Source organism: Acinetobacter sp. D009 (assembly GCF_038562025.1).
Taxonomy (GTDB): Bacteria; Pseudomonadota; Gammaproteobacteria; order Pseudomonadales; family Moraxellaceae; genus Acinetobacter; species Acinetobacter pittii.
The window spans coordinates 3,790,362-3,816,683 of sequence record NZ_CP151886.1; the positions used below are offsets into that span (position 1 = coordinate 3,790,362).

Sequence of the window (26,322 nt, forward strand, 5' to 3'; positions counted from 1 at the left end):
ATGCAACATCAATCATTATTTAATAAGAATCAGTGGACACAATTAATTAAGCGCCTCAGTGTAGTCACTGTATTAGGCTTAACAATCGCAGCGCCAGCTTGGGCAATTGACCCAACTGTGAAAGAACTTCGTATTGGTTTTCAAAAAAGTTCGATTAACTTTGCGATTGCCAAACAACAAAAATTATTTGAACAAGAATTTCCAAATGCCAAAGTTACTTGGAACGAGTTCCCTGCTGGTCCACAAATTTTAGAAGCTTTAGCTGTCGGTTCACTTGATGTAGGCGTTACTGGAGATACACCTCCTGTCTACGCACAAGCGGCTGGCAAGCCTTTGTATTACATTGCCTATGAAGCGGCTAAACCACTAGCATCGGCAATTTTAGTTCCAAAAAACTCGCAACTCAAACAACTTAAAGACCTTAAAGGCAAACGTATTGCGCTGCAAAAAGGTTCAAGTTCACATTACCTACTTGTACAAGCCGTACGTAAAGCAGGCCTAAACTGGAGCGATATTACCCCCATCTGGCTTACCCCTGCCGATGCTCGCGCAGCATTCCAAAAAGGTGCCGTTGATGCATGGGCCATTTGGGACCCTTACTTCGCTTCAGCACAACTAGAAGATCAAGCTCGTGTTCTTGCATCGGGTAAAGGCTTAAGCCCGAACTATACATTTTATTTAGCAGCTCCAAATTTTGTTAAACAACATCCTAAATCTGTTTCAGGGCTCATCAAACAAATCAATCAAGCTGACAAATGGGTTCAAAGCCATCAAGCAGAAACGGCAACAGCCATTGGCCAAAGCACAGGACTGAAGCCTGCGACCAGTGACTTATTTATTAAACGCCGTCCTCGTCCTTCATCAGCAGCTCCTCTCAGCAGCAAAGTGATTGCTGAGCAGCAGCAACTCGCAGACATTTTTACTCAACAAGGCATCATTCCAAAGCCAATCAGCATCAAGCAAGCTGTTTGGGGCGCCAAGTAATTTCAATAGACATATAGGTAATGCACATGAAAATTTTCTGGTTTATTCCTACCCACGGTGATAGTCGCTATTTAGGTACAAGTAAAGGCGCTCGTCAGGTTGACCATGCCTATATGAAGCAAATTGCTGTGGCAGTAGATAATTTAGGTTACGAAGGTGTACTTATTCCAACAGGTCGTTCATGTGAAGATCCTTGGATTACGGCGGCTAGCCTAATTGATGCAACTCAACACCTTAAATTTTTAGTTGCATTACGACCAGGGGTAACCACACCAGCTTTGGCAGCACGTATGGCTGCAACGTTTGACCGTTTGTCGAATGGTCGTGTATTACTCAACTTAGTGACTGGTGGTGATGAGGCTGAATTACGCGGAGATGGTTTATATGAAGATCACTCAACGCGTTATCAAACTGCCAATGAATACGTAAAAATCTGGCGTGAGATTTTGACACGCTCACATACAGGTGAAGCTTTTACATTCCACGGTGAACGTTTACAAGTGGATGATGCAAAACTACTTTACCCACCTGTTCAAAAGCCTTACCCACCACTTTGGTTCGGTGGCTCTTCAGACGTCGCTGTCGATTTGGCTGCTGAGCAAGTCGATACTTACCTTACGTGGGGTGAACCACCTGAAGCCGTAAAACAAAAGATCGAACATGTTCGTGCCAAAGCTGAGGCTAAAGGCCGTAAATTAACTTATGGTATTCGCTTGCATGTGATTGTTCGTGAAACCAACGAACAAGCTTGGGCAGCAGCGAACGAGCTTATCCAATATCTTGATGATGCGACTATTGCTGCTGCACAGAAAAAATTTGCACAAATGGACTCGGTAGGCCAACAACGTATGGCGGCTCTCCACGGCGGTAATCGAGACAAACTAGAAGTATCTCCAAACCTTTGGGCTGGTATTGGTTTAGTTCGTGGTGGTGCAGGTACAGCACTTGTAGGCGATCCTGAAACAGTTGCTGCTCGTATTCAGGAATATGCTGATTTAGGTATTGATACCTTCATTTTCTCGGGCTATCCACACCTTGAAGAATCAATTCGTTTTGCAGAGTTAGTATTCCCGTTATTACCAATTGAAACTCGCGCTAAACTTGCTCAGCCAAATTTAACCGGTCCATTCGGTGAAATTATTGCCAACAATTATGTTCCAGACGAGAAGAAGCAAAATAGTTCCGTCAAGGAGCCTGCATGAGCAAAGCTGAAAGTGTTGTTTCACGTGGAACAAAACAAATCGGGCAGCGTTTGCTGCCTTGGATTTTCCCTATTCTTCTATTGGTTGTTTGGCAAATTGCCTCAAGTTCGGGTCTTTTAGAAAGCCGTATTTTACCTGCACCTACTGCTGTTGTTTCCGCTTTTTGGCATCTACTGGTGAGTGGAGAACTTTGGCAGCACGTTAAAGTGAGTGCAGGGCGTGCTTTACTGGGGTTGTTGATTGGTGGCGGTTTAGGTTTGTTATTAGGTCTACTCAACGGGTCTTCGCGTTTCGCCTCTACCCTGCTCGATACGACCTTACAAATGATTCGTAACATCCCAGCCTTAGCACTTATCCCACTCGTCATCTTGTGGTTCGGGATTGATGAAACAGCAAAATTATTTTTAGTCGCCGTAGGTGTTTTCTTCCCCATTTATATTAATACCTATCACGGTATTCGATCAGTTGACCCTCAATTGATTGAGATGGGCAAAAGCTATGGGCTTTCTCGCTGGCAGCTTTACAAAGAAATTATTTTGCCGGGTGCGATGCCTTCTATTTTAGTGGGTTTACGCTTTGCTTTAGGTTTGGTTTGGGTATTGCTCATTGTTGCTGAAACTATTTCAGCTCAAGCAGGTATTGGTTATATGACCATGAATGCACGTGAGTTTTTACAAACGGATGTAGTTCTGGTCGGTATTCTTCTGTACGCCTTACTAGGCAAACTGGCAGATGTTTTAGCACAGCTTTTGGAACGCTATTTACTACGTTGGCACTCTGGATATCAGAAATAAGGGAGCTTAGAACATGACAAATCTGAATTTAAATATTAATCAGAATGAAGTGCAGCTCATTCCGGAAGAACCAACAGAATCTCAAGAACCTGTATTAGGTGCAGAGATTCTGATTGAGCAACTTTATAAATTCTATGGCGAGGTAAAGGTCCTCGAAGATCTTGACCTACACATCCAGCCGGGTGAGTTTTTAGCAATTGTTGGCCGAAGTGGTTGTGGCAAAAGTACGTTACTCCGTTTAATTGCTCAACTTGAAAAAGCCAGCTTTGGGGAAATCAAATTTAAATCTGCCCGACATTTACGTGAAGGCATTACGAACGATGATATTCGAGTAATGTTCCAAGATCCTCGTTTACTTCCTTGGAGAAATATTCTTCAAAATGTTCAACTTGGGCTACCAAAATCGCAACATGCTTTAGCAGAAGAATTACTAGAAAAAGTCGGTTTAAAAGAGAAATCAGGACAATGGCCTTCCCAGCTTTCAGGTGGTCAACGTCAGCGTACTGCCCTAGCCCGTGCACTATCACATACGCCGCGCATATTGTTGCTAGACGAACCTTTGGGTGCATTAGATGCGTTAACTCGGCTTGAGATGCAAAGCTTGATTGAACGCTTGTGGAAGGAGCAAGGCTTTACTGCAATTTTAGTCACACACGATGTGAGTGAAGCAGTGCAATTAGCTGACCGTATTATTTTATTAGATAAGGGTCAGATTGCTCAAAGTTTCCAAGTTAATTTGCCGCGCCCGCGTAAAAAAAGTATTACTTTTGCTCAGCTTGAACAACAAGTACTCGATGCGGTTTTGGCAACTTAAGGTTGCGATGAGTAATGAGAACTGTTCAACCAAAAAATGCCCAATTTACGAGCAATAAAACTGCTGTTTTATTGCTCTTTTTTAGGGCGAAAATAAAAAAATATTTTTAAGAATAACAATAAACTAGTGAATCTCTCTATTTTTTGCACAATAGTATATCTATTACACAAATAAGTAGCCGTTTTTTGATTAAAAAAGCAAGACACCTGTGCACAAATCAAACAATTTCCCTTACAATGGGAATACTATTTTTTTAATTATGCAGCAGATGGAACAAAAAAAGAGTACCCAAAAGCGCAATCAGCTTCTTGCTGCGGCCCTTGACGTATTTTCAGTCTATGGGTTCAGTGGAGCAAGTCTGGATGAAATTGCCCAACTCGCCGACATGCATAAGTCGAATATTTTCTATTACTATGAAAATAAAGAGTCTTTATATGTAGAAGTGCTCACAACCGTTTTACAAAAATGGTTGGCCCCCTTACAAACTTTAGAAGCTGAATTAGAACCAGCCGAAGCCTTATCTCACTATTTAATTCAAAAAATCGAACTGTCTCGTAGCCAACCGAAAGCATCTAGATTGTTTGCACTAGAAATTATTCAAGGCGCTCCACATATTTTGCCTATACTGAAAGGGCCTTTGAAAAAGCTATTTAAACGCAAAGCTAAAGTCATTCAGACTTGGCAAGAAGAAGGAAAGATTTCCCCAGATATCGACCCAGAATTATTAATCTTAAATATTTGGGGCCTTACGCAAAACTATGCAGATTTTGCAACTCAAATGGAAATGGTGACTGGTAAAACGCTTCGTAACCGCAGTATGTTCCAGCGTTCGATTGAGCATACGGTACATATGATGCTCTACGGCGTATTGCCTCGTTAAAACCAAAAAAAGATCGGCAAATTTGCCGATCTTTTTTTAGAAGTGATTTTGATAAAGCGCTAAAAGTTTTTGAGCACCTAATAATAAATTTTCTTCCCAATCCACATGTGCAGTGTCATCTGCACCATCAGTAATATATTTCACCGAAATCAGGCGTACACCTAACTTATGGCAGACTTTGGCTAAGGCATACCCTTCCATATCCACCACATCACAAGCTACTTTTGGCTGACCCGTTTCAAATGAATCTCCAGTTCCGCAAACTGCTTTTGGCAAATCAGCAAAATGTGATTGAAGATGAATTTCAGCTGGCAAGTGATCATCTAATGGCGTTACACCTACTTCAAACCCTAGGGGTGAAACATCCATATCACGTTGTACAAAAGTCTTCACCTCGACCAAATCATGTCGATTAAACACAGAGCTTCCAGCTGTACCTAGATTAATTAAAGTTTTACAGCCAGTTTTTTGAATAACCTCAAATGCTTTAAAGGCAGCATTAATCTTACCAATACCACTGTAATGAACTTCAACACCTGCTTGTTCAAATAAACCCTTAGATTCATTAGGAAGTGCCATAATCAAAGCAATATCAGTGTTCATTCAAGAAGCTCAAATCAAAATTAAATAAGTTAGAAAATAAGTATAAATCAGGTGCAAAAGCTTTTTGCACCTTTTCATCATTACTGCACTTTTTGTTGTAAAGCGATTAAGCATGGAGAAAAAAACAGTTGACCACTATATGCTCCTGCTAGCGTTTTCTTCATTACAACGCCCCACATCGTCAATAACAGAATACTCAATGCGACAGCAACGTATTGTAAGAATACAATTTCAACCTGATGTCCTAAATTAAATAGTGCGAGAATAAATACACCTAATGGAAAGGTTAAGCCCCACCAGCCCAAGTTAAATGGAATACCTGTCTTTGCGTGACGGAGCGTTGTTAAAATCGCAAGACCAAGCCACCATAACCCAAAACCTAAAAGCACGAGACTACCTACAACTCCTAAAGCTTGAAAGACATTCGCAAATTGGTGAAATCCTACGTTTGGCGCCACTCTTTGTGCCTGCTGCCCTAGTAACAATAAACCTAATGCACCTGTACCAATCGGGCCTAAAGAGAGCCAGCTAGAAATGGCGACTTCTTTTTCAGGTAACTGATGCAAAGCCATACGCAACATTAAAATTGTCAGAATAGCAAATGCTGGTAAAACAGAGATTCCCCAGAGTACATAGCCAGCCATTAATAAATGAAAGCTATGCATATCTGCTGGTAAATGTGCAACCAACATGCCCGAAGAACTTGCCGCTACTTCACAAGCAACCACAGGTAAAAGCCAGATTGCAGTCATCGTATGTAGCTGATGGTTCTGACGACTAAACATACAAAATGGCACGATCCACGCAATGGCCAATGCTAAAAAGACATCGATGTACCATAAAGCTTGAGCAATATGGATAGCCACTTCACCGTAAAGCCCGACACCGAAGCTTAAAAAGCCATTTAGTATTGTAGCGAGCCCCATCGGAATAGCGCCTAAAAACAAGCTCATATTGGGATGGTTAAATATTTGCTTCGCTTCATGAGGGAAAAGAAACCACCGCAATAAATAAAGACCTGAAAAAACGCTGAATAAAATAATATTAAATTGCCATAACAAAGTTGCTAGCGTGAATAAAAATGATTGAGCAAATGGAAGCTGAATTAAAATCATACTTACCACGCCAGTACCCATAGTCGCTGTAAACCAATTTGGGGTAAAATGTCGTATAACATCTTTGCTTTGATTTAATTGGTAAAAGGGTTTTTTCATCTTAGTTCTCTAATCAAAGAGTGGATAAAGATATAGTAGAGCAAACCATTAATAAGAAAAATTGATTTATTTTTATTTAATTCATCAATATTTTAAATATATAAATATTCATATTGAAAAATAACTGAGTAAAAACACAACAACAAGACGAATCTGTGAGATTATGGCAATATATAGCCCTTGCAAAAATAGCCATATTTTAAGTTCATGAAACTGCTTCGTCTCAATGCGTTATCGCCCAATTTTCAGTTACCTCAAACAGCGGTGACTATTGGTAATTTTGATGGTGTCCATTTAGGCCACCAAGCGATGATTGCTCAACTCAAAAAAATTGCTGCAGCACAAGGCTTAAAAACTTTGGTCATGATTTTTGAGCCACAACCTCTTGAATTCTTTAAAGGTTATGATGCACCTCCTCGTATTAATTCATTACGGGAAAAAGTTGAATACCTAGCTGAGCTTGGCGTTGACTATATTGCAGTTGCTAAATTTGATGAACATTTCCGTAGCATGAGCGCATCTGCCTTCGCAGATTTATTAAAAAATAAATTAAATGCCCAGTCATTAGTTTTGGGGGATGACTTTCATTTCGGTAAAGACCGCCAAGGCAACAGTGAATTTTTAAAAGATTATGGCTTCCAAGTCACAAATTTACACACCATTGAACTTGAAGGTGAACGCGTCAGTTCAACCCGTATTCGCCAAGTACTTCAAGTGGGTAATCTCGCTTTAGCAGCTAAATTATTAGGCCGTCCGTACAGTATTACTGGACGTGTCCAATATGGCGATCAAATTGGACGAACTCTTGATTTTCCAACCATTAATGTTCGTCTCAATCGCCACAAACCTTGTTTAAACGGTATTTATGGCGTTGAAGTCATTTGCGAAACGACTTCTCTCACTGAAAAAGTGCGCCAAGAAACACCTGAAAAACCGGGAATTGCCGGATATCATGAAAATAGCCTCTATGGCGCAGGTCATGTCGGTACACGTCCCGCCATTCAGCAAGAACATCCAGAATGGAGATTAGAAGTACATTTCCCTGATGTTTCTGCTAATCTGTATGGCTTATTTATGCGGGTGACTTTTCTTCACTATCTTCATGGTGAATTGAACTACCCTTCGCTTGAAGCACTTAAGGCTGGAATTGATAATGACGTGCAACAGTTACGACAATATCGTAACGACACGACACAATTTCCTTTTTAATTCGAATTTTGATTGTAAAACATGTCAGCTCCCAAGCTGATTAAACTGGAAGAAAACTTGCATGAGCGATAAGCAAACTCCTGAGAATGCAGTGGACTACAAAGCCACGCTAAACCTGCCGGATACTCAATTTGCAATGAAAGCAAATTTGGCAGTACGTGAAGTGAAATGGTTAGAAGAGTGGTATACCGACAACATTTATCAGCAGATTCGTGCATCGCGTATTGGCAAGAAAAAATATATTTTGCATGATGGCCCTCCATATGCGAACGGTACAATTCACTTGGGTCACGCAGTCAATAAAGTACTCAAAGATGTTATTGTAAAAAGCCGTACGCTTTCAGGTTTTGATGCACCATATGTTCCGGGTTGGGACTGTCATGGCTTGCCAATCGAACTAAAAGTTGAAGAGAAAGTAGGTAAAGTGGGCGAAAAAGTTGACGCAGCAACTTTCCGTAAACTTTGCCGTGAATACGCGCTAAAACAAATTGATTTACAACGTACTGACTTTAAACGTCTTGGTATTTTAGGTGATTGGGATAATCCTTATCTCACCATGAATTACAAACAAGAAGCCGATATTGTTCGTGCTCTAGGTCTCATCCAGAAAAATGGCCATATCCAGCCAGGCTTAAAGCCAGTGAACTGGTGTATGGACTGTGGTTCAGCTCTTGCTGAAGCAGAAGTTGAATACGAAGATAAAAAATCTGACGCAATTGACGTTGGTTTTGGCGTTGTCGATCTCAAAGATTTAAGTGTCCGTTTAAACGTAGAAGTTCAAGATCCGACAGATATCGTGATCTGGACCACTACACCATGGACATTACCAGCTAACCAAGCCGTTGCGTTGCATGCCGAAATTGAATATCAATTGGTGCAAGTGACAACTGAGCGCGGTAAGCAAAACTTCATTCTTGCTAAAGACTTAGTTGCTTCAGCGATTGAGCGTTACAAGCTTGAGAACCCAGTTGTTTTAGCTGATTTTACTGGTTCGGCTCTTGAAAACCTTACCCTACAACACCCTTTACTTACTGATCGTCAAGTTCCGGTTATTTTAGGTGAACACGTTATCGCAACAAGCGGTACAGGTGCCGTACATACAGCGCCTGGCCACGGTGCAGACGACTATAAAGTAGGTCTTCAATACAACCTTAAAGTAGATAACCCAGTGGGTGGTAACGGTGTTTATTTACCAACTGCTCCAATCTACGCTGGTGAACACATCTATAAAGCTAATCCAAAGATTATTGAAGCTTTAGGTGCTGTAGGCCGTTTATGGGCTCATCAGCCAATTAAACATAGCTACCCACACTGCTGGCGCCATAAGACTCCAATTATTTTCCGTGCTACACCACAGTGGTTCATTAGCATGGATCAAAAAGGATTACGTGAAGGTGCGCTTAATGCCATTGAAAATGATATCGAGTTTGTACCGAACTGGGGTAAAAACCGTATTGAATCAATGATCGAAGGTCGTCCGGACTGGTGTATTTCACGTCAACGTACTTGGGGTGTTCCAATTCCATTCTTCGTTCATAAAGATACGAACGAATTACACCCTCGTACACCTGAACTCATCGAAGAAGTTGCTCAACTGATCGAAGAAGAAGGTATCGAAGCATGGTTCAAACGTGAAGCAAAAGACTTCATCGGTGAAGATGCTGAACAATATAACGCTGTTCGCGATACACTCGATGTATGGTTCGACTCTGGTACAACGCATTACGCTGTACTTGAGCAACGTGATGAATTAGAAAGCCCTGCTGACTTATATTTAGAGGGTTCAGACCAACACCGTGGCTGGTTCCAATCTTCTTTATTAACATCTATGGCAATTCACAATCGTGCGCCATATAAAGCCTTGTTAACTCATGGTTTTACAGTGGACGAAAACGGTCGTAAATTGTCGAAATCTTTAGGCAACTATATCCCGCTTGAAGAAATCATCAAACAGCTTGGTGCAGATGGTTTACGACTATATGTAGCGTCTAGCGACTACCGTTATGAAATCGCAGCATCGAAAGAAATCTTTAACCGTGTAAGTGATAGCTACCGTCGTATTCGTAATACCCTACGTTTCTTGCTTGCGAACTTAAATGGTTTCAAACCAAGTACAGATGCTTTAGCTGTAGATGACCTCATCGCTCTTGATCAATACATCTTGCAACGCGCGAATGAAGTACAACAAACCATTATCACTGCCTATGAAGAAATGAACTTCCATGTGGTATGTAGTGCGTTAACAAGCTTCTGTATTAATGACTTAGGTGGTTTCTACCTAGATATTATCAAAGACCGTCAATACACCACTAAAGCGGATTCTCAGGCACGTCGTTCTGCACAAACAGCGCTTTATCATATTGTCCAAGCATTTATCCGTTGGATGAGCCCAATCTTAAGCTTTACCGCTCAAGAAGCTTGGCCACTGATTCCAGAACAAACTGAAAAGTATGTATTTACATCAGAATGGTATGACTTGCCTGTTTCATCAAAAGCAAACTTGCTTTCTGAAGAAGATTGGCAAACATTGATTAGCGTAAAATCTGCAGTAAATAAACAGATTGAAGCAGCGCGTAACGCTAAACTTGTCGGCAGTAATCTTTCAGCCAAAGTTGAACTTTGGGCAAGTGAATCATTACAAACAGTTTTAAACCAACTGGCTGATGAACTCCGTTTTGTTCTTATTACTTCGCAAGTAGTAGTACATCCATTTGCTGAGCAAGGTGAAGCAACTGAAATGGAAGGCTTACGTGTACAAATATCTGCAGCTGAAGGTGAAAAATGTGCACGTTGCTGGCACGTCCTTCCAGATGTAAATACACATGCCGATCATCCTGGTTTATGTGGTCGTTGTATTGTGAACGTCACTGGTCGTGGCGAAGTGAGAAAATATGCCTAATTCACAAGCTAAAAAAGGCTTATTCCAGTTTTATCCACATAATCTGATTTGGCTTGGACTTTCTGTCCTTGCCATTGTATTGGATCAATGGACAAAATGGATTGCGAGTACACATCTAAACTATGCAGATCCTGTACCTGTACTTCCATTTTTAAACTGGACACTATTACATAACTATGGTGCAGCTTTTAGCTTTTTATCTGATGCAGGAGGATGGCAGCGCTATTTCTTCACATCTTTGGCGGGCTTAGTTTCAGTACTTTTTGTATTTTGGTTAATGCGTATGCCTAAAAAAATGGTGGTGCTACCTGTAGCCATCGCTTTAATTTTAGGTGGAGCTTTAGGCAATTTAATTGACCGTATTACCTTAGGTTATGTAGTCGATTTCATTCACGTTTACTACCAAAATCATCACTTTCCAGCTTTTAATATTGCGGATAGTGCTATCACTCTAGGTACGATTTTGCTACTCATTGATACATTCTTCCTTGAGAAGCAACGTAACCAAAATTCGGATGCATAATATGACCGAAATTATTCAACCTAACGAAGAAATTCGTATCCAAGAAGGCTCTAAAGTCGACCTACACTTTTCTGTAGCTATCGAAAATGGTGTAGAAATTGACAATACACGTAGCCGTGAAGAGCCAGTTAGTCTGACTATTGGTGACGGAAACCTTTTACCAGGTTTCGAAAAAGCATTATTCGGTTTACGTGCAGGTGACCGCCGTACAGTACACCTTCCACCAGAAGAGGCTTTTGGTCCGTGGAATCCAGAAAATGTTCAAACTTTCGATACAGTTAAGTTTGAACAACGCCCTATTCCTGGTCACATGATCGAATTTGAAGATAAGGCAAAAACCACCTTATTCGGTGTAGTAAAATCAGTTAATGATGACATTACAGAAATTGATTTTAATCACCCATTAGCTGGGAAAAATATTACCTTTGAAGTAGAAATATTTAAGGTTACTCCTGAAGGCCAACAAGGCTTTAAGCTAATGTAAATAAAAAAGCCCTCTAAATGAGGGCTTTTTTATGATTCAATTTTTATTAGTGACATAAGATTCCTTACAAATTCTATATTCTCTCCTACCTATAGAATGAATTAAGTTATAAAGATAAAAATTCTTAGGAAAAATACATGCTGGTCTATATTATCGTAGGAAGTGTTCGTGAAGGATGTACAGCAATTAAAGTTGCCAATTGGCTAGAATCCACAATTCCATCATTTAATCTAGAAGATTTTCAGACAGAAGTAATTGATTTAAAAAAGTGGAATTTACCGTTATTTTCAGGCTCTCACCCACCTGCTACCGGGATTTATGATCAACCTAAACAACAAGAATGGGCAGACAAAATTGCTCAAGCAGACGCATTTATCTTTATTAGCCCAGAATACAACCATGGTTACAGCCCAGCTTTAAAAAATGCACTTGATTATGTCGGTAAGGAGTGGGGTGGTAAACCTGCTGCATTTATTGGCTATGGTTCAACAAATGGCTCTCGTTCTATTAGCCAAATACGTCAAGTCACCTCAAGTTTAAGTATTATTGACCCGAATGCTGTAATAGAGATAAGAGATATATTTAAACGTAATAAAGATGAAAAATTCGAAGCTAATGAATTTGAAGTAAAAGGTCTTCAATCCATTGTTGAGAAATTACAGAAATATCATTTGTCTTAATTGCACAAAAGGCCTCTTTTCTAAACAAAAGAGGCCTTTAATTTTATAAACTATTTAAATACTCCACTACATCAGCATTACCTGCCATTTCTGCAAGCTCTAATGCTGTGTATTCACTTTTGTAAGCGACATGCGCACCTTTTTCAATTAAGAGTTGAACTATCTCTAAATGATCATTTTCAGCAGCTGCTTGTAGAGCACTATATCCCTCATCATCTATCTGATTAGGATCCTCTCCCTCTATTAGTAATTCTTTTACTTGATCGATATCACCTAGAGATGCCCAATAAATCAATGCAGGCAAAGATAGCTCTTCATCATCTTTAGGTATTGGAGAGAAAGAATTGATTTTCATGGATGTACCCAAAATAATAGAGTTCATCATTATATTCATAGAATACAGCAAGAATACAAATCTAATTTTGGACCTATCTTTTATTAAAAATTAAATTCCCCTAATAAAAAAACACCCCCATTCATTAGAATGGGGGTGTTTAGAATAATGAGCTGGCGATGACTTACTCTCACATGGGTAACCCCACACTACCATCAGCGCTAAGAGGTTTCACTTCTGAGTTCGGGAAGGGATCAGGTGGTTCACTCTTGCTATGGTCGCCAGCACAACTGGTATGGATACTTGCTTCGTTTTATTCACTGTGTGATACGTTGCGTTTTCCAAATCTTTACAGATGGGCTGATTGGTCTGATTTTTCGTTGTTCATTTTAGCTAAGTGTTTAACTAAATCAAGTTGCTTTGCATGTTTATGAATCGATTGATGCTTCATATACAACTGCTTGGGTGTTGTATAGTCAAGCCTCACGAGCAATTAGTATTGGTCAGCTTCACATATCACTATGCTTCCACATCCAACCTATCAACGTCCTAGTCTCGAACGGCTCTTTAGAGGAATAAATTCCTAGGGAAATCTTATCTTGAGGTAGGCTTCCCGCTTAGATGCTTTCAGCGGTTATCCCTTCCGAACATAGCTACCCGGCGATGCGACTGGCGTCACAACCGGTACACCAGAGGTTCGTCCACTCTGGTCCTCTCGTACTAGGAGCAGATCCTCTCAAATTTCCAGCGCCCACGGTAGATAGGGACCGAACTGTCTCACGACGTTCTAAACCCAGCTCGCGTACCTCTTTAAATGGCGAACAGCCATACCCTTGGGACCTGCTTCAGCCCCAGGATGAGATGAGCCGACATCGAGGTGCCAAACACCGCCGTCGATATGAACTCTTGGGCGGTATCAGCCTGTTATCCCCAGAGTACCTTTTATCCGTTGAGCGATGGCCCTTCCATACAGAACCACCGGATCACTAAGACCTACTTTCGTACCTGCTCGACTTGTGGGTCTCGCAGTTAAGCGCGCTTTTGCCTTTATACTCTACGCGTGATTTCCGACCACGCTGAGCGCACCTTCGTACTCCTCCGTTACTCTTTAGGAGGAGACCGCCCCAGTCAAACTACCCACCAGACACGGTCCTCGTCCCGGATAACGGGACAGAGTTAGAACCTCAACATTACCAGGGTGGTATTTCAAGGACGGCTCCATTGGAACTAGCGTTCCAACTTCAAAGCCTCCCACCTATCCTACACAAGTAAGGTCAAAGTTCAGTGTCAAGCTGCAGTAAAGGTTCACGGGGTCTTTCCGTCTAGCCGCGGGTACACTGCATCTTCACAGCGATTTCGATTTCACTGAGCCTCTGCTGGAGACAGCGCCGCCATCATTATGCCATTCGTGCAGGTCGGAACTTACCCGACAAGGAATTTCGCTACCTTAGGACCGTTATAGTTACGGCCGCCGTTTACTGGGGCTTCGATCAAGAGCTTCGCTTACGCTAACCCCATCAATTAACCTTCCAGCACCGGGCAGGCATCACACCCTATACGTCCACTTTCGTGTTTGCAGAGTGCTATGTTTTTAATAAACAGTTGCAGCGGCCTGGTTTCTGCGGCTGTCGTCAGCTCAGGAAGCAAGTTCCATCACCAACAACAGCGTACCTTCTCCCGAAGTTACGGTACCATTTTGCCTAGTTCCTTCAGCAGAGTTCTCTCAAGCGCCTTGGTCTACTCGACCTGACCACCTGTGTCGGTTTCGGGTACGATTCCTGTGTAACTGAAGCTTAGAGACTTTTCCTGGAAGCATGGTATCAGCCACTTCACTGTACAAGTACAGCTTGCTATCGGATCTCAGTATAGAGTACCCCGGATTTGCCTAAGATACATACCTACATCCTTCCACCTGGACAACCAACGCCAGGCTGACTTAACCTTCTCCGTCCTCTCATCGCATTACACAGAAGTATTGGAATATTAACCAATTTCCCATCGACTACGCCTTTCGGCCTCGCCTTAGGGGTCGACTCACCCAGCCCCGATTAACGTTGGACTGGAACCCTTGGTCTTTCGGCGAACGGGTTTTTCACCCGTTTTGTCGTTACTCACGTCAGCATTCGCACTTCTGATACCTCCAGCATACTTCTCAATACACCTTCATCGGCTTACAGAACGCTCCCCTACCACTTGACTAATGTCAAATCCGCAGCTTCGGCACATAGTTTTAGCCCCGTTACATCTTCCGCGCAGGCCGACTCGACTAGTGAGCTATTACGCTTTCTTTAAAGGGTGGCTGCTTCTAAGCCAACCTCCTAGCTGTCTATGCCTTCCCACATCGTTTCCCACTTAACTATGATTTTGGGGCCTTAGCTGGCGGTCTGGATTGTTTTCCTCTTGACTACGGACGTTAGCACCCGCAGTCTGTCTCCCGGATAGTACTCATAGGTATTCGGAGTTTGCATCGGTTTGGTAAGTCGGGATGACCCCCTAGCCGAAACAGTGCTCTACCCCCTATGGTATTCGTCCGAGGCGCTACCTAAATAGCTTTCGGGGAGAACCAGCTATCACCAGGCTTGATTAGCCTTTCACCCCTATCCACAAGTCATCCCCTGGCTTTTCAACGACAGTGGGTTCGGTCCTCCAGTTAGTGTTACCCAACCTTCAACCTGCTCATGGATAGATCGCCTGGTTTCGGGTCTATACCCAGCAACTAAACGCCCTATTAAGACTCGATTTCTCTACGGCTCCCCTATACGGTTAACCTCGCTACTGAATATAAGTCGCTGACCCATTATACAAAAGGTACGCAGTCACACCACGAAGGTGCTCCCACTGCTTGTATGCATGCGGTTTCAGGATCTATTTCACTCCCCTCACAGGGGTTCTTTTCGCCTTTCCCTCACGGTACTGGTTCACTATCGGTCAGTCAGGAGTATTTAGCCTTGGAGGATGGTCCCCCCATATTCAGACAAGGTTTCACGTGCCTCGCCCTACTCGTCATCATTATGTGTGCCCTTTCGTGTACGGGAATATCACCCTCTACGTTCGCACTTCCCAGAGCGTTCCACTAAAACACACATAACTTAATGGGCTGATCCCCGTTCGCTCGCCGCTACTGAGGGAATCTCAATTGATTTCTTTTCCTAAGGGTACTGAGATGTTTCACTTCCCCTCGTTCGCCTTGCAACACTATGTATTCATGTTGCAATACCTACCTTAAAGTAGGTGGGTTCCCCCATTCAGAAATCTCCGGATCAAAGGATATTTGCCGCCTCCCCGGAGCTTTTCGCAGGCTATCACGTCTTTCATCGCCTCTGACTGCCAAGGCATCCACCACATGCACTTAATTACTTGACTATACAACCCCAAACAGTCGTCAACACCTACAAGTGAGTGTTGTCCGTGCGATTCTTCATCGCTACTATCTGTTGTCTGTGTACTTAAACACTGTACAGCTTCAATCTAAATTCATATACCAAAACGCTTGATTCAGTTAATTTGCTAGTTCTCAATTCATCTAGATTAATTGCTTAATCTAAACTCTTGAGTGAACAATTTATTTCAGACTCAATTTTGCCAATCTGTTAATGAATAAACACGCCTTCGTCAGGTCATGCTTAATACCGTGATACTTAAATCACAGAAGTTAATAAACCAAGACCGAAATCTCTATTTACTAATTTCTGTAATCCGAACTTCTCTTAAGTTCTGGTGGAGACTAGGAGAGTCGAACTCCTGACCTCCTGCGTGCAAAGCAGGCGCTCTACCAACTAAGCTAAGTCCCCAGCTTACATCATCAGTCATGTATCTTTTATCTATAACTTCAACCAGTCAAAGTCATGGTGGGTCTGACAAGACTTGAACTTGTGACCCCACGCTTATCAAGCGTGTGCTCTAACCAACTGAGCTACAGACCCTCAGATACATCTATGAAGAACAACTTGTTGTGGATTCTTACCAATCGTCAATCTTTCGTTAAGGAGGTGATCCAGCCGCAGGTTCCCCTACGGCTACCTTGTTACGACTTCACCCCAGTCATCGGCCACACCGTGGTAACCGCCCTCTTTGCAGTTAGGCTAGCTACTTCTGGTGCAACAAACTCCCATGGTGTGACGGGCGGTGTGTACAAGGCCCGGGAACGTATTCACCGCGGCATTCTGATCCGCGATTACTAGCGATTCCGACTTCATGGAGTCGAGTTGCAGACTCCAATCCGGACTACGATCGGCTTTTTGAGATTAGCATCCTATCGCTAGGTAGCAACCCTTTGTACCGACCATTGTAGCACGTGTGTAGCCCTGGCCGTAAGGGCCATGATGACTTGACGTCGTCCCCGCCTTCCTCCAGTTTGTCACTGGCAGTATCCTTAAAGTTCCCGACATTACTCGCTGGCAAATAAGGAAAAGGGTTGCGCTCGTTGCGGGACTTAACCCAACATCTCACGACACGAGCTGACGACAGCCATGCAGCACCTGTATGTAAGTTCCCGAAGGCACCAATCCATCTCTGGAAAGTTCTTACTATGTCAAGGCCAGGTAAGGTTCTTCGCGTTGCATCGAATTAAACCACATGCTCCACCGCTTGTGCGGGCCCCCGTCAATTCATTTGAGTTTTAGTCTTGCGACCGTACTCCCCAGGCGGTCTACTTATCGCGTTAGCTGCGCCACTAAAGCCTCAAAGGCCCCAACGGCTAGTAGACATCGTTTACGGCATGGACTACCAGGGTATCTAATCCTGTTTGCTCCCCATGCTTTCGCACCTCAGCGTCAGTGTTAGGCCAGATGGCTGCCTTCGCCATCGGTATTCCTCCAGATCTCTACGCATTTCACCGCTACACCTGGAATTCTACCATCCTCTCCCACACTCTAGCTAACCAGTATCGAATGCAATTCCCAAGTTAAGCTCGGGGATTTCACATTTGACTTAATTAGCCGCCTACGCGCGCTTTACGCCCAGTAAATCCGATTAACGCTTGCACCCTCTGTATTACCGCGGCTGCTGGCACAGAGTTAGCCGGTGCTTATTCTGCGAGTAACGTCCACTATCTCTAGGTATTAACTAAAGTAGCCTCCTCCTCGCTTAAAGTGCTTTACAACCATAAGGCCTTCTTCACACACGCGGCATGGCTGGATCAGGCTTGCGCCCATTGTCCAATATTCCCCACTGCTGCCTCCCGTAGGAGTCTGGGCCGTGTCTCAGTCCCAGTGTGGCGGATCATCCTCTCAGACCCGCTACAGATCGTCGCCTTGGTAGGCCTTTACCCCACCAACTAGCTAATCCGACTTAGGCTCATCTATTAGCGCAAGGTCCGAAGATCCCCTGCTTTCTCCCGTAGGACGTATGCGGTATTAGCATTCCTTTCGAAATGTTGTCCCCCACTAATAGGCAGATTCCTAAGCATTACTCACCCGTCCGCCGCTAAGATCAGTAGCAAGCTACCTCTCTCCGCTCGACTTGCATGTGTTAAGCCTGCCGCCAGCGTTCAATCTGAGCCATGATCAAACTCTTCAGTTAAAATCATTTTGTACCTTATTTAAAGACAAGGTACCAATTCTGGCTCATCAATTACTGACTTAAATTTCGCTCAAATAAACTTCGAGTAATTTAAACCAATCAATCAATGAAAATTATTTCGATTAATCAACCAGTAAAAATCCACACAAGTTGTTCTTCAATTCTCTTAATGATTTTTCTGCTCTTCGTCAGAGACAGAATTCAACGCAATACTAAGCTTTCATCTCAACCCTGTAAGCTAAGATATTCTCGTGTATCGCGTCGGGATGAGTGCATTATAGGGAAAAAAAACTGGTACGCAAGCACTTTTATAAATATGCACGTTCGACCGGTTCTTTTTCAGCCAAAAAAAATCTCAAAAACAAACAAGCATATGATTTATATAGTTAATTTATTTTTGGAGAGTTTTAAACTTTATATCTACTATCTTTATAGACTGTTTTGGTACGTTTTGATGCATGCCATAGTTTGATGTAGGGACCTGAACAATACGGTCAACCACATCCATTCCTTTAATTACTTTTCCAAAAACTGCATAACCAGGATTACCCGCAGAGCGATTTAAAAAATTATTATCTGCAACGTTTATGAAAAACTGACTAGTAGCTGAGTCAGGATTTGCTGTACGGGCCATTGCCAAAGTTCCTCGTGTGTTAGCAATTCCATTCCCAGCTTCATTTTTGATAGGTGCTCGTGTAGTCTTTTCCTGCATATTTGCAGTAAGTCCACCGCCCTGCACCATAAAACCAGGAATTACACGGTGAAATATCGTATCCTTATAAAAGCCTGACTTTATATAGTCTTTAAAATTCTTCACACTGTTTGGTGCTTTATCATCATAAAGTTGTATTTCAACATTACCCAAATTCGTTTGCATTTCAACTAAGGTGTCAGCCCATACTGAATGACTGCTTATACCTAAACAACATAACATTAATAATTTTTTCATATCTTCCTACAACAAAATGCCAAACTTAATAAATGATAAATTTAATCATCTATATAAAAGAATTCTAGTGAGTATTTATTATCTTTTATTTAGTGCTTTATATTTTGGATTAAAGTATTAGTCCACGTTCCACGTGAAACATGGACTAAGCTTTTATTTAACTATTTTTATCCCAGAACTTTCTGAAGTTTTTACTGATCTCGATGGTATAGCGTTTTGCCTTTTTCGAAATAGGTGTCAAGTTTATAAAACCGTGGGTTTGATCCGGATATTCTTCATAATGCATTTTGACGCCATTTTGTCTTAGCTTATAGCTATAAATTTTTGCTTCGTCATGCAGTACGTCATGACCAGCCGTAATCACAAAAGCTGGTGGATTCTTTTTCAAATTACCATAGGTTGGAGAAATAATTGGATCATCTAATTCTACATTATGCTGAGTTGCATAATATTGAGTGACATAATTAATATCGCTATCCGTCAAAACTAATCCTTCGTTATAAGCATAAAAACAAGGATGTCGGCTTTTAAAATCAACTGTAGGATAAATGAGAAGCTGTGCTTGTGGAGCATAAGGTTTGTTTACTGATCGTTGAGCCACAACCGTACTAATATTCCCCCCTGCACTATCCCCTGCTACAGCAATACGATTTTTTAATATTTTTAATTGTCTACGATTTTGATATACCCAAGCTAATGCATCTTCACATGATTGGATTAAATGTTGAGGTGAGACCTCAGGTGCAAGTGGATAATCAATACTGAGTACTTGTACTTTTGCATATTTTGCCAATATACGACAAACCTCATCATGAGTATCTAAACCACCCACAACGAACCCTCCCCCGTGATAGAAAACAATCAGAGGTAATTTTTTATTCGGTGAAGGATGATAGTGTCTTGCGAAAACAGTTCCACTTTGAAGCGGCAAACGAATGTCTTTTACTGAATCAATTTCAGTTGATTTCTGGCGTATAGCCAACATTTGTGTATCAAACTGCCGTCTAGACTCAATAGGATCTGAACCAATGAAACCGATACGTCCCTGTTTAATTTGTACGGCCATCATACATTTAGTAAATGAGTCGAGATCTGGGTATTGGTAGGAATATCCAAGAATTTTGGCAAGTGACTCTTGAGCCAATCGAGGTAACTTATCAAGAGCTCGAGCAGCAGGCCCTTGGCCCTTATCTAGCAATGTTTGAATTTTTTGATTAAATGCTGTCATGCCTATCTCCATGAATTCCTCTTATCCTTCATATTTTCTACAGAATTCTTTGTTGTTTGACTATATTCGCATACAACTCATGTAATCAAGATACAAAGGTAAAAACCAATCTACGCTAATCTGATTTATAGCAAATGTCATTAACAAATCTGTCGTTTAAAACAGGACTTTTTTGCCAATTATTGTTAACAGACAAAGGAGATTGGGCTATGTCAGCAAAACTAGTTGTTACTTTGTTAGCAACCAGTCTTTTAACTGTAGGCTGTGTTGCTTATACAGATGACCCTTATTATCGCGGTGGTTATGGTTACCATGATCATGATGATGATCGTTATGACCGTAACGATGGACGTCGCTATAGTGACTGGGAACGAAAACGTTGGGAGGAGCGTAAGAGAATATACGAACAACAACGTAAAGATGCTCGTGAACAGGACAAAAATCGTCATGAGTGGGAAAAAAGACACCGTGAATGGGAGAAGAAAAGATTAGAAGATCGTGATCATGACCACCGAAATTATCGTCATGATGACTAATCTCATTACTATATAAAAAGCCCCAAAGAGATAAGTCTTTTGGGGCTTTTTTGTTGAGAAATCCACATTCTCTTGACTATAGAATAATGAGTAGCAGCTCATTTCATATATAAATCGGCATCTTGAATATATGTACTCTATAATCTTTTAACTGTTCTTATCACTAAGAATTACTGAGCAGTTGCAGAACCTGAAACAGAACCAGAAGCACCAGCATCAACTTGACCTGGTTGTGCTTGACCAGAAACACCTGCATCTACACCAACACCAGCTTGTACGCCAGATGGGCTAGCGCTAGTTTGAGCTGAACCTGATGCATTTAAACCAGCTTCAGATGCACAACCAACAGCTGTAAAAGCAACACCAGCAAGTACTACAGAGATAAGACCTAATTTTTTCATAATCACTTTCCTTTCATTACGACAAACGTTTAAATGCAAAGTTCATCTTCGCGCTGCCTATAATTCACAATTTTTTTTTCTGGCGTGCGTATCATTGGTTGTCTTTTGTAGTAATAGAAGTACAAATTGTGCAATTTTTTATTAAAACCTCTTCCTTAGCCTCACCTCTACCTTTTATATAGAAGCTACAACTTAAGCTTTTGTTTATTTTTATCAATTTCTAATTTTTATCTTAGCCTTTTACTCTCGTTAAAAATTTTCTCTTCATAGAAACGCTATATAAGGTGCGTAGAATGTTACAGAGACTTTTTACTTGAAAATGCCTTATTTCATAAAAAAAGCCGGGGATAGACCACGGCTTTTTAGAAAATTTATGGTGTTTCGATTTTAATTATGGCCATTGCATCTCACCTTTTACAACTTTTGCACCTAGTTCTAGGCTATCCACACTCTTCAATGTTGGATATTGTTTCTGCATGAGCTGACTTAGCTCACTCGCATTTTTACTTACTTTGACCGCTTTCTCATAGCTCTTGAGATAGTCGATAGAGAAGTTAACCGCATCCAAACCTTGTGGAGCTCCCTCAACCATATGAGCTGGAACAACTGTTTGAGGTTGGAGTGATTTAATACTTTCTAAAGCTTGAATCACTTCATTGCGATCTTTAACTTTTGGCGTATCTGCCATCCATAAATGAATACCTGAAGAGACAGGAATACCACCTACTACTGCTTTAGAAGAAGGAATCCATAAATAAGTGAGTTCTTTCTTACCTTTAATTTCGATCGACTCATTTTCTAACTTTAAAGTTTTAGCAGTATAAGCTTGAGGCACAATAATTTGACTAGGCGCATTTGCACCCATTTGTGGACCCCAATATTTCACTTTAAGCGCTTGAGTATCTTGGATATGTTTAACAGTTTCTGGTGTTGCAATGATTTGTACATTTGGGAAGTATTGTTTAAATACATCTAAGCCAAAGTAATAGTCCGGATCGCCATAACTTACGAAAATTGTCTTTAATGTTTTACCACTATCCAAAATATCCGCAGCAATACGTAATGCTTCAGATTTTGAGAATTGCGCATTTACCAACAGAACTTCTTTATCGCCTTCAATTAAAGTAGAAGTCACACCAAAATGTTCGGGTTTAGCCAAGAAACTTTGGATTTTCAAATCTTGCGCAAAAGCTGAGGAAGTTACTGTTAAAGCGGTAGCAGTTGCTAGGACTGAAGCAGTTAATTTAAAAAATTTCATTATGTATTCTCCAAATTCATGAGAAATACTTTAAATTGCAATTCTTGTAAGGTAAATGCACTAAATTAAGATAAACTGTTGCATATATTGTAACAATGATAAAGTATATGGACACATTAAAAGCCATACACGTCTTTGTTTCTATTGCTCAACATGGCAATTTAACCAAAGCCGCAGAACACCTAAATTATTCCCGTGCCATGGTTTCACGCTATCTTGAGCACCTAGAGCACACATTCTCAACTCGACTATTTCAAAGAAATACACGAAAAATATCTCTCACACCAGCAGGTGAAAAAGCCCTCCTCTACTGCGAAAATATTTTACAACAACAGCAACTTCTACAAGAGTTAGCCGCACCTGAACAACATAATGGTACGATTCGTTTTACCTGCGGTTTATTTTTATTTCAATTAGGGGTTGGAGAATGTATTCGCCAATTTAAACAGCAACATCCGCATATTCAATTTGATGTATATCTGACTGAAAATACAATGGACTTAATTGATGCTCAGGTCGATTTAGCCTTACGTATAACGCAAAAAGTTGCAGATGGATTAATTGCACGACCTGTTTGTCAAATCGAGTCCGTTTTCTGCGCTCATCCTGATTATTTAAAGCAACACAGCCCCCTCTCCCATCCAAGGCAACTTATTCAACATGAATGTTTAGCTCACCATAGCCAACATCAATTTTGGACACTTTTTGATACTGAACAGCAACCGCAGAATTATCCTTTAAACGTCACCTTTAAAAGTAATGATGTAAATGCTGTTTATGACATGTGTGTACATGCTCAAGGTGTGGCAATGTTACCGACCTTATTAGTTAATAAAGATTTAAAAGAAAAACGGTTAGTGCCTTTATTTAAAAACTTTTCGGCTCCCGAATTAAGTTTGTCAGTGGTATATGCTTCAAGACAACATTTGCCCAAAATAACCCAGGAATTTATTGCTTTTATGATCGAAAATTTAGATTTTTACTTAAAACCGCAAAATTAAAAGTTTTAAATTGCCGTGTACGCTTGAATTTTTAGGCAATGCCCATACTTCATCCCTATTAATGAATTACAGCATATGCATGGCAGTTCAGGTTTTACCCAGTAAATGCTGATGCCAAAAGGACTGTACATGTTTAAAAACCCATTTAAACGGAGATCATCAATGGCTAATGAGCAAAATGAGCAAGCTCAAGACATTCAACACGAGCAAGCAGAGCAATCTAATGAGCAAACTCAGGCTGAAGGTGTAGAGCAAGCAAACGACGTTACCGTTGAATCTTTACAAGCGCAAATCACCAAATTAGAAGAAAGCCTAAAACTTGAAAAAGCACGTACTGCAAATGCAGTTTACGAAGCACAAAAAAGTGTAGAGCGTATTCAACGTGAGTCTGACAAGCATAAAGAGACTGTGCTTGAAAAATTTGCAAAAGAGTTACTAGATTCTGTTGATAATTTAGAGCGTGCAATTCAAGCGGCTGGTGATGAAGAAACGCCAGTACTTGAAGGTATTAAACTGACCTTGAAGTCGCTGTTAACCACACTTGAAAAATTTGGTGTTGTAGAAGCTGATACGAAAAGTGGTTTCAATGCAGATTTACATCAAGCTGTAGGTATTGACCCAAATGCTAAAGCGAATGAAATCGGTAGCGTTTTACAAAAGGGCTATACATTAAATGGTCGCTTATTGCGCCCTGCTATGGTTATGGTTGGTCAATAAATAATTTTTTGAGAGTTTTTAGATTTTTTTTCGCTAAAACGCTTGAAAAAAATAGATTCACTCTCATATCGGATAACAAGCAAAAACATTGCAAAAGAATTTTTGAGGAAAACGTCACATGGCAAAAATTATTGGTATTGACTTAGGTACTACCAACTCATGCGTTGCTGTACTTGAAGGCGATAAAGTAAAAGTAATCGAAAACGCTGAAGGCGCACGTACAACTCCATCGATCATTGCTTATAAAGATGGCGAGATCTTAGTAGGTCAAAGTGCTAAGCGTCAGGCAGTAACTAACCCGAAAAATACATTATTCGCTATTAAGCGTTTAATCGGTCGTCGTTATGAAGATCAAGCGGTACAAAAAGATATCGGTCTTGTACCTTATAAAATCATCAAAGCAGACAATGGCGATGCTTGGGTTGAAGTAAACGATAAAAAATTAGCGCCTCAACAGGTTTCTGCTGAAATCTTGAAAAAGATGAAGAAAACTGCAGAAGACTATTTAGGTGAAACAGTTACTGAAGCAGTTATTACTGTTCCTGCTTACTTTAACGATGCTCAACGTCAAGCAACTAAAGATGCGGGTAAAATCGCTGGTTTAGACGTTAAACGTATCATTAACGAACCAACTGCTGCTGCACTTGCGTTCGGTATGGACAAAAAAGAAGGCGACCGTAAAGTTGCAGTTTACGACTTAGGTGGTGGTACTTTTGACGTATCAATCATTGAAATCGCAGACCTTGATGGCGACCAACAAATCGAAGTGTTATCAACAAACGGTGATACTTTCCTTGGTGGTGAAGACTTTGATAACGCCTTAATTGAATTCTTAGTTGAAGAATTTAAGAAAGAACAAAGTGTGAACTTGAAAAATGATCCACTTGCGTTACAACGTTTGAAAGAAGCTGCTGAAAAAGCAAAAATCGAGCTTTCTTCATCAAATGCAACTGAAATCAACCTTCCATACATCACTGCTGATGCAACTGGTCCTAAACACTTAGTGATCAATGTAACACGTGCGAAACTTGAAGGTTTAGTTGCTGATTTAGTTGCTCGCACTATTGAGCCTTGTAAAATCGCACTTAAAGATGCTGGTCTTTCGACGTCAGACATCTCTGACGTGATCTTGGTTGGTGGTCAGTCTCGTATGCCACTTGTACAACAAAAAGTACAAGAATTCTTTGGCAAAGAGCCACGTAAAGACGTGAACCCTGACGAAGCAGTTGCAATCGGTGCTGCGATTCAAGGTGCTGTATTGTCTGGTGACAAAACTGACGTTCTTTTATTAGACGTAACACCATTAACTTTAGGTATTGAAACAATGGGTGGTGTATTAACACCAATCATTGAGAAAAACACGACGATTCCTGCGAAGAAATCACAAGTGTTCTCTACTGCTGCTGACAACCAGCCTGCTGTAGACATTTCAGTTTACCAAGGTGAACGTAAGATGGCTCAACAAAACAAATTGTTGGGTAACTTCCAATTAGGCGACATTCCACCTGCTCCACGTGGTGTGCCACAAATTGAAGTATCTTTCGACATCAATGCTGATGGTATCTTGAAAGTATCTGCTAAAGATAAGAGCACTGGTAAAGAGCAATCGATCCAGATTAAAGCGAACTCAGGTTTGTCTGATGCTGAAATCGAAGCAATGATTAAAGATGCTGAAGCGAATGCTGAAGAAGATCGTAAGTTTGAAGAACTTGCAAAAGCTCGTAACGAAGCTGATGCATTAATTTCAAGCTCGAACAAAGCTGTTAAAGATCTTGGTGATAAAGTTACTGAAGATGAAAAAACAGCTGTAAGCACTGCCGTTTCTGAACTTGAAGCAGCAACAAAAGAAAATGATGTAGAAGATATCAAAGCGAAAACTGAAGCTTTACAAAACATCTTGATGCCTATCACTCAACGTGCTTATGAACAAGCGCAACAAGCTGGTGGTGCTGAAGGCTTTGATCCAAATGCATTCCAAGGTGGTGATGCGGGTCAACAAAAAGCAGATGATGGTGTTGTAGACGCTGAGTTCACTGAAGTTAAAGATGACAAAAAATAATTTGTTTCTCTAATAAAAAACCGCGCTTAGGCG

The 26,322-nt window shown here is 41.1% G+C and carries 21 protein-coding genes, 2 tRNA genes and 3 rRNA genes; 14 read left to right on the forward strand and 12 right to left on the reverse strand.

All coding sequences use genetic code 11. The features are described from left to right. From AAC388_RS18060 to AAC388_RS18080, 5 genes are all read left to right on the forward strand, one after another. On the forward strand, positions 1-984 hold the full coding sequence (locus AAC388_RS18060; RefSeq protein ID WP_068930039.1) for a sulfonate ABC transporter substrate-binding protein: 984 nt from the start codon (positions 1-3) through the stop codon (positions 982-984). Between the two features lie 26 nt (positions 985-1,010). After that, positions 1,011-2,186 carry an FMNH2-dependent alkanesulfonate monooxygenase gene (gene ssuD / locus AAC388_RS18065; protein WP_005071784.1) on the forward strand — a complete coding sequence of 392 codons (1,176 nt, stop codon included), beginning with the start codon at positions 1,011-1,013 and terminating at the stop codon, positions 2,184-2,186. Then, positions 2,183-2,980 (forward strand): aliphatic sulfonate ABC transporter permease SsuC, encoded by a 798-nt coding sequence (ssuC, locus tag AAC388_RS18070; protein WP_002120785.1) that lies wholly within the window; start codon positions 2,183-2,185, stop codon positions 2,978-2,980. The genes ssuD and ssuC overlap by 4 nt, the downstream gene beginning before the upstream one ends. Positions 2,981-2,993: 13 nt before the next feature. Beyond that, complete coding sequence (locus tag AAC388_RS18075; RefSeq protein ID WP_014208026.1) at positions 2,994-3,794, forward strand: ATP-binding cassette domain-containing protein; 801 nt, start codon at positions 2,994-2,996, stop codon at positions 3,792-3,794. Between the two features lie 259 nt (positions 3,795-4,053). Next, a complete protein-coding gene (locus AAC388_RS18080; RefSeq protein ID WP_005071782.1) occupies positions 4,054-4,674 on the forward strand; it encodes a TetR/AcrR family transcriptional regulator in 621 nt (206 codons plus the stop codon). 36 nt (positions 4,675-4,710) lie between these two features. Here the strand turns inward: AAC388_RS18080 and AAC388_RS18085 are convergent, their stop codons facing one another. Both AAC388_RS18085 and AAC388_RS18090 read right to left on the reverse strand, forming a co-directional pair. Next, a complete protein-coding gene (locus AAC388_RS18085; protein WP_342371026.1) occupies positions 4,711-5,277 on the reverse strand; it encodes a 5'-nucleosidase in 567 nt (188 codons plus the stop codon). 80 nt (positions 5,278-5,357) lie between these two features. Further along, entirely contained in the window at positions 5,358-6,491 is a 1,134-nt protein-coding gene (locus tag AAC388_RS18090) for a TDT family transporter (protein WP_069121846.1), read from the reverse strand. Between the two features lie 207 nt (positions 6,492-6,698). On the opposite strand from AAC388_RS18090, the gene ribF reads away from it, so the two are divergent. The 5 genes from ribF to AAC388_RS18115 all read left to right on the forward strand — a co-directional run bounded on the left by ribF (position 6,699) and on the right by AAC388_RS18115 (position 12,286). Then, a complete protein-coding gene (ribF, locus tag AAC388_RS18095) occupies positions 6,699-7,700 on the forward strand; it encodes a bifunctional riboflavin kinase/FAD synthetase (protein WP_032012561.1) in 1,002 nt (333 codons plus the stop codon). A 61-nt stretch (positions 7,701-7,761) separates the two neighbouring features. Continuing rightward, positions 7,762-10,599 (forward strand): isoleucine--tRNA ligase, encoded by a 2,838-nt coding sequence (ileS, locus tag AAC388_RS18100; RefSeq protein ID WP_086394913.1) that lies wholly within the window; start codon positions 7,762-7,764, stop codon positions 10,597-10,599. After that, positions 10,592-11,122, forward strand: a complete 531-nt coding sequence (gene lspA, locus AAC388_RS18105) for a signal peptidase II (protein WP_005804840.1) — start codon at positions 10,592-10,594, stop codon at positions 11,120-11,122. Before ileS ends, lspA begins: the two co-directional genes overlap by 8 nt. Position 11,123: 1 nt before the next feature. Next, positions 11,124-11,606, forward strand: a complete 483-nt coding sequence (locus tag AAC388_RS18110) for a peptidylprolyl isomerase (RefSeq protein WP_342371027.1) — start codon at positions 11,124-11,126, stop codon at positions 11,604-11,606. Positions 11,607-11,743: 137 nt separating this feature from the next. Continuing rightward, positions 11,744-12,286: an NAD(P)H-dependent oxidoreductase gene (locus tag AAC388_RS18115; protein WP_342371028.1), complete on the forward strand. Its 543-nt coding sequence runs from the start codon at positions 11,744-11,746 to the stop codon at positions 12,284-12,286. Between the two features lie 43 nt (positions 12,287-12,329). On the opposite strand, the gene AAC388_RS18120 is transcribed toward AAC388_RS18115, so the two are convergent. The 8 genes from AAC388_RS18120 to AAC388_RS18155 form a co-directional block, all read right to left on the reverse strand. Next, positions 12,330-12,680 (reverse strand): ankyrin repeat domain-containing protein, encoded by a 351-nt coding sequence (locus AAC388_RS18120; protein ID WP_228705493.1) that lies wholly within the window; start codon positions 12,678-12,680, stop codon positions 12,330-12,332. Positions 12,681-12,791: 111 nt separating this feature from the next. Next, positions 12,792-12,906 (reverse strand): 5S ribosomal RNA (rrf, locus tag AAC388_RS18125). 186 nt (positions 12,907-13,092) lie between these two features. Beyond that, positions 13,093-15,983 (reverse strand): 23S ribosomal RNA (locus AAC388_RS18130). Between the two features lie 352 nt (positions 15,984-16,335). Next, positions 16,336-16,411, reverse strand: a tRNA-Ala gene (locus AAC388_RS18135). A 55-nt stretch (positions 16,412-16,466) separates the two neighbouring features. After that, positions 16,467-16,543 (reverse strand) — tRNA-Ile (locus AAC388_RS18140). A gap of 59 nt (positions 16,544-16,602) precedes the next feature. Next, positions 16,603-18,140: ribosomal RNA gene (locus AAC388_RS18145) — 16S ribosomal RNA — on the reverse strand. The 16S, 23S and 5S rRNA genes sit together here with 2 tRNA genes alongside, the layout of an rRNA operon. Before the next feature lie 391 nt (positions 18,141-18,531). Next, positions 18,532-19,089, reverse strand: a complete 558-nt coding sequence (locus AAC388_RS18150; RefSeq protein WP_032056172.1) for a peptidylprolyl isomerase — start codon at positions 19,087-19,089, stop codon at positions 18,532-18,534. 157 nt (positions 19,090-19,246) lie between these two features. Next, positions 19,247-20,317 (reverse strand): alpha/beta hydrolase, encoded by a 1,071-nt coding sequence (locus tag AAC388_RS18155; RefSeq protein ID WP_342371029.1) that lies wholly within the window; start codon positions 20,315-20,317, stop codon positions 19,247-19,249. A gap of 209 nt (positions 20,318-20,526) precedes the next feature. On the opposite strand from AAC388_RS18155, the gene AAC388_RS18160 reads away from it, so the two are divergent. Beyond that, on the forward strand, positions 20,527-20,853 hold the full coding sequence (locus tag AAC388_RS18160; RefSeq protein ID WP_342371030.1) for a hypothetical protein: 327 nt from the start codon (positions 20,527-20,529) through the stop codon (positions 20,851-20,853). 170 nt (positions 20,854-21,023) lie between these two features. On the opposite strand, the gene AAC388_RS18165 is transcribed toward AAC388_RS18160, so the two are convergent. After that, positions 21,024-21,254, reverse strand: coding sequence for a hypothetical protein (locus AAC388_RS18165; protein ID WP_000733015.1), 231 nt, complete (start codon positions 21,252-21,254; stop codon positions 21,024-21,026). 391 nt (positions 21,255-21,645) lie between these two features. After that, on the reverse strand, positions 21,646-22,512 hold the full coding sequence (locus tag AAC388_RS18170) for an MBL fold metallo-hydrolase (protein WP_069122178.1): 867 nt from the start codon (positions 22,510-22,512) through the stop codon (positions 21,646-21,648). Between the two features lie 107 nt (positions 22,513-22,619). Here AAC388_RS18170 and AAC388_RS18175 point away from each other — a divergent pair, with 107 nt between their 5' ends. The 3 genes from AAC388_RS18175 to dnaK all read left to right on the forward strand — a co-directional run bounded on the left by AAC388_RS18175 (position 22,620) and on the right by dnaK (position 26,289). Continuing rightward, positions 22,620-23,513 (forward strand): LysR family transcriptional regulator, encoded by an 894-nt coding sequence (locus AAC388_RS18175; protein WP_017386232.1) that lies wholly within the window; start codon positions 22,620-22,622, stop codon positions 23,511-23,513. A 162-nt stretch (positions 23,514-23,675) separates the two neighbouring features. Next, positions 23,676-24,230, forward strand: a complete 555-nt coding sequence (gene grpE, locus AAC388_RS18180) for a nucleotide exchange factor GrpE (protein WP_017399660.1) — start codon at positions 23,676-23,678, stop codon at positions 24,228-24,230. Positions 24,231-24,348: 118 nt separating this feature from the next. Continuing rightward, the gene (gene dnaK / locus AAC388_RS18185; protein ID WP_002115449.1) at positions 24,349-26,289 is read left to right on the forward strand and encodes a molecular chaperone DnaK; all 1,941 of its coding nucleotides are present in this window, start codon (positions 24,349-24,351) and stop codon (positions 26,287-26,289) included. Positions 26,290-26,322 lie beyond the last annotated feature (33 nt).

What these genes read in the sequence shown, in the direction of transcription:
- AAC388_RS18060 (WP_068930039.1), top strand. Translation starts at nt 1, where the DNA reads ATGCAACATCAATCATTATTTAATAAGAATCAGTGGACACAATTAATT.
- ssuD (WP_005071784.1), top strand. Translation starts at nt 1,011, where the DNA reads ATGAAAATTTTCTGGTTTATTCCTACCCACGGTGATAGTCGCTATTTA.
- ssuC (WP_002120785.1), top strand. Translation starts at nt 2,183, where the DNA reads ATGAGCAAAGCTGAAAGTGTTGTTTCACGTGGAACAAAACAAATCGGG.
- AAC388_RS18075 (WP_014208026.1), top strand. Translation starts at nt 2,994, where the DNA reads ATGACAAATCTGAATTTAAATATTAATCAGAATGAAGTGCAGCTCATT.
- AAC388_RS18080 (WP_005071782.1), top strand. Translation starts at nt 4,054, where the DNA reads ATGCAGCAGATGGAACAAAAAAAGAGTACCCAAAAGCGCAATCAGCTT.
- AAC388_RS18085 (WP_342371026.1), bottom strand. Translation starts at nt 5,277, where the DNA reads ATGAACACTGATATTGCTTTGATTATGGCACTTCCTAATGAATCTAAG.
- AAC388_RS18090 (WP_069121846.1), bottom strand. Translation starts at nt 6,491, where the DNA reads ATGAAAAAACCCTTTTACCAATTAAATCAAAGCAAAGATGTTATACGA.
- ribF (WP_032012561.1), top strand. Translation starts at nt 6,699, where the DNA reads ATGAAACTGCTTCGTCTCAATGCGTTATCGCCCAATTTTCAGTTACCT.
- ileS (WP_086394913.1), top strand. Translation starts at nt 7,762, where the DNA reads ATGAGCGATAAGCAAACTCCTGAGAATGCAGTGGACTACAAAGCCACG.
- lspA (WP_005804840.1), top strand. Translation starts at nt 10,592, where the DNA reads ATGCCTAATTCACAAGCTAAAAAAGGCTTATTCCAGTTTTATCCACAT.
- AAC388_RS18110 (WP_342371027.1), top strand. Translation starts at nt 11,124, where the DNA reads ATGACCGAAATTATTCAACCTAACGAAGAAATTCGTATCCAAGAAGGC.
- AAC388_RS18115 (WP_342371028.1), top strand. Translation starts at nt 11,744, where the DNA reads ATGCTGGTCTATATTATCGTAGGAAGTGTTCGTGAAGGATGTACAGCA.
- AAC388_RS18120 (WP_228705493.1), bottom strand. Translation starts at nt 12,680, where the DNA reads ATGAATATAATGATGAACTCTATTATTTTGGGTACATCCATGAAAATC.
- AAC388_RS18150 (WP_032056172.1), bottom strand. Translation starts at nt 19,089, where the DNA reads ATGAAAAAATTATTAATGTTATGTTGTTTAGGTATAAGCAGTCATTCA.
- AAC388_RS18155 (WP_342371029.1), bottom strand. Translation starts at nt 20,317, where the DNA reads ATGACAGCATTTAATCAAAAAATTCAAACATTGCTAGATAAGGGCCAA.
- AAC388_RS18160 (WP_342371030.1), top strand. Translation starts at nt 20,527, where the DNA reads ATGTCAGCAAAACTAGTTGTTACTTTGTTAGCAACCAGTCTTTTAACT.
- AAC388_RS18165 (WP_000733015.1), bottom strand. Translation starts at nt 21,254, where the DNA reads ATGAAAAAATTAGGTCTTATCTCTGTAGTACTTGCTGGTGTTGCTTTT.
- AAC388_RS18170 (WP_069122178.1), bottom strand. Translation starts at nt 22,512, where the DNA reads ATGAAATTTTTTAAATTAACTGCTTCAGTCCTAGCAACTGCTACCGCT.
- AAC388_RS18175 (WP_017386232.1), top strand. Translation starts at nt 22,620, where the DNA reads ATGGACACATTAAAAGCCATACACGTCTTTGTTTCTATTGCTCAACAT.
- grpE (WP_017399660.1), top strand. Translation starts at nt 23,676, where the DNA reads ATGGCTAATGAGCAAAATGAGCAAGCTCAAGACATTCAACACGAGCAA.
- dnaK (WP_002115449.1), top strand. Translation starts at nt 24,349, where the DNA reads ATGGCAAAAATTATTGGTATTGACTTAGGTACTACCAACTCATGCGTT.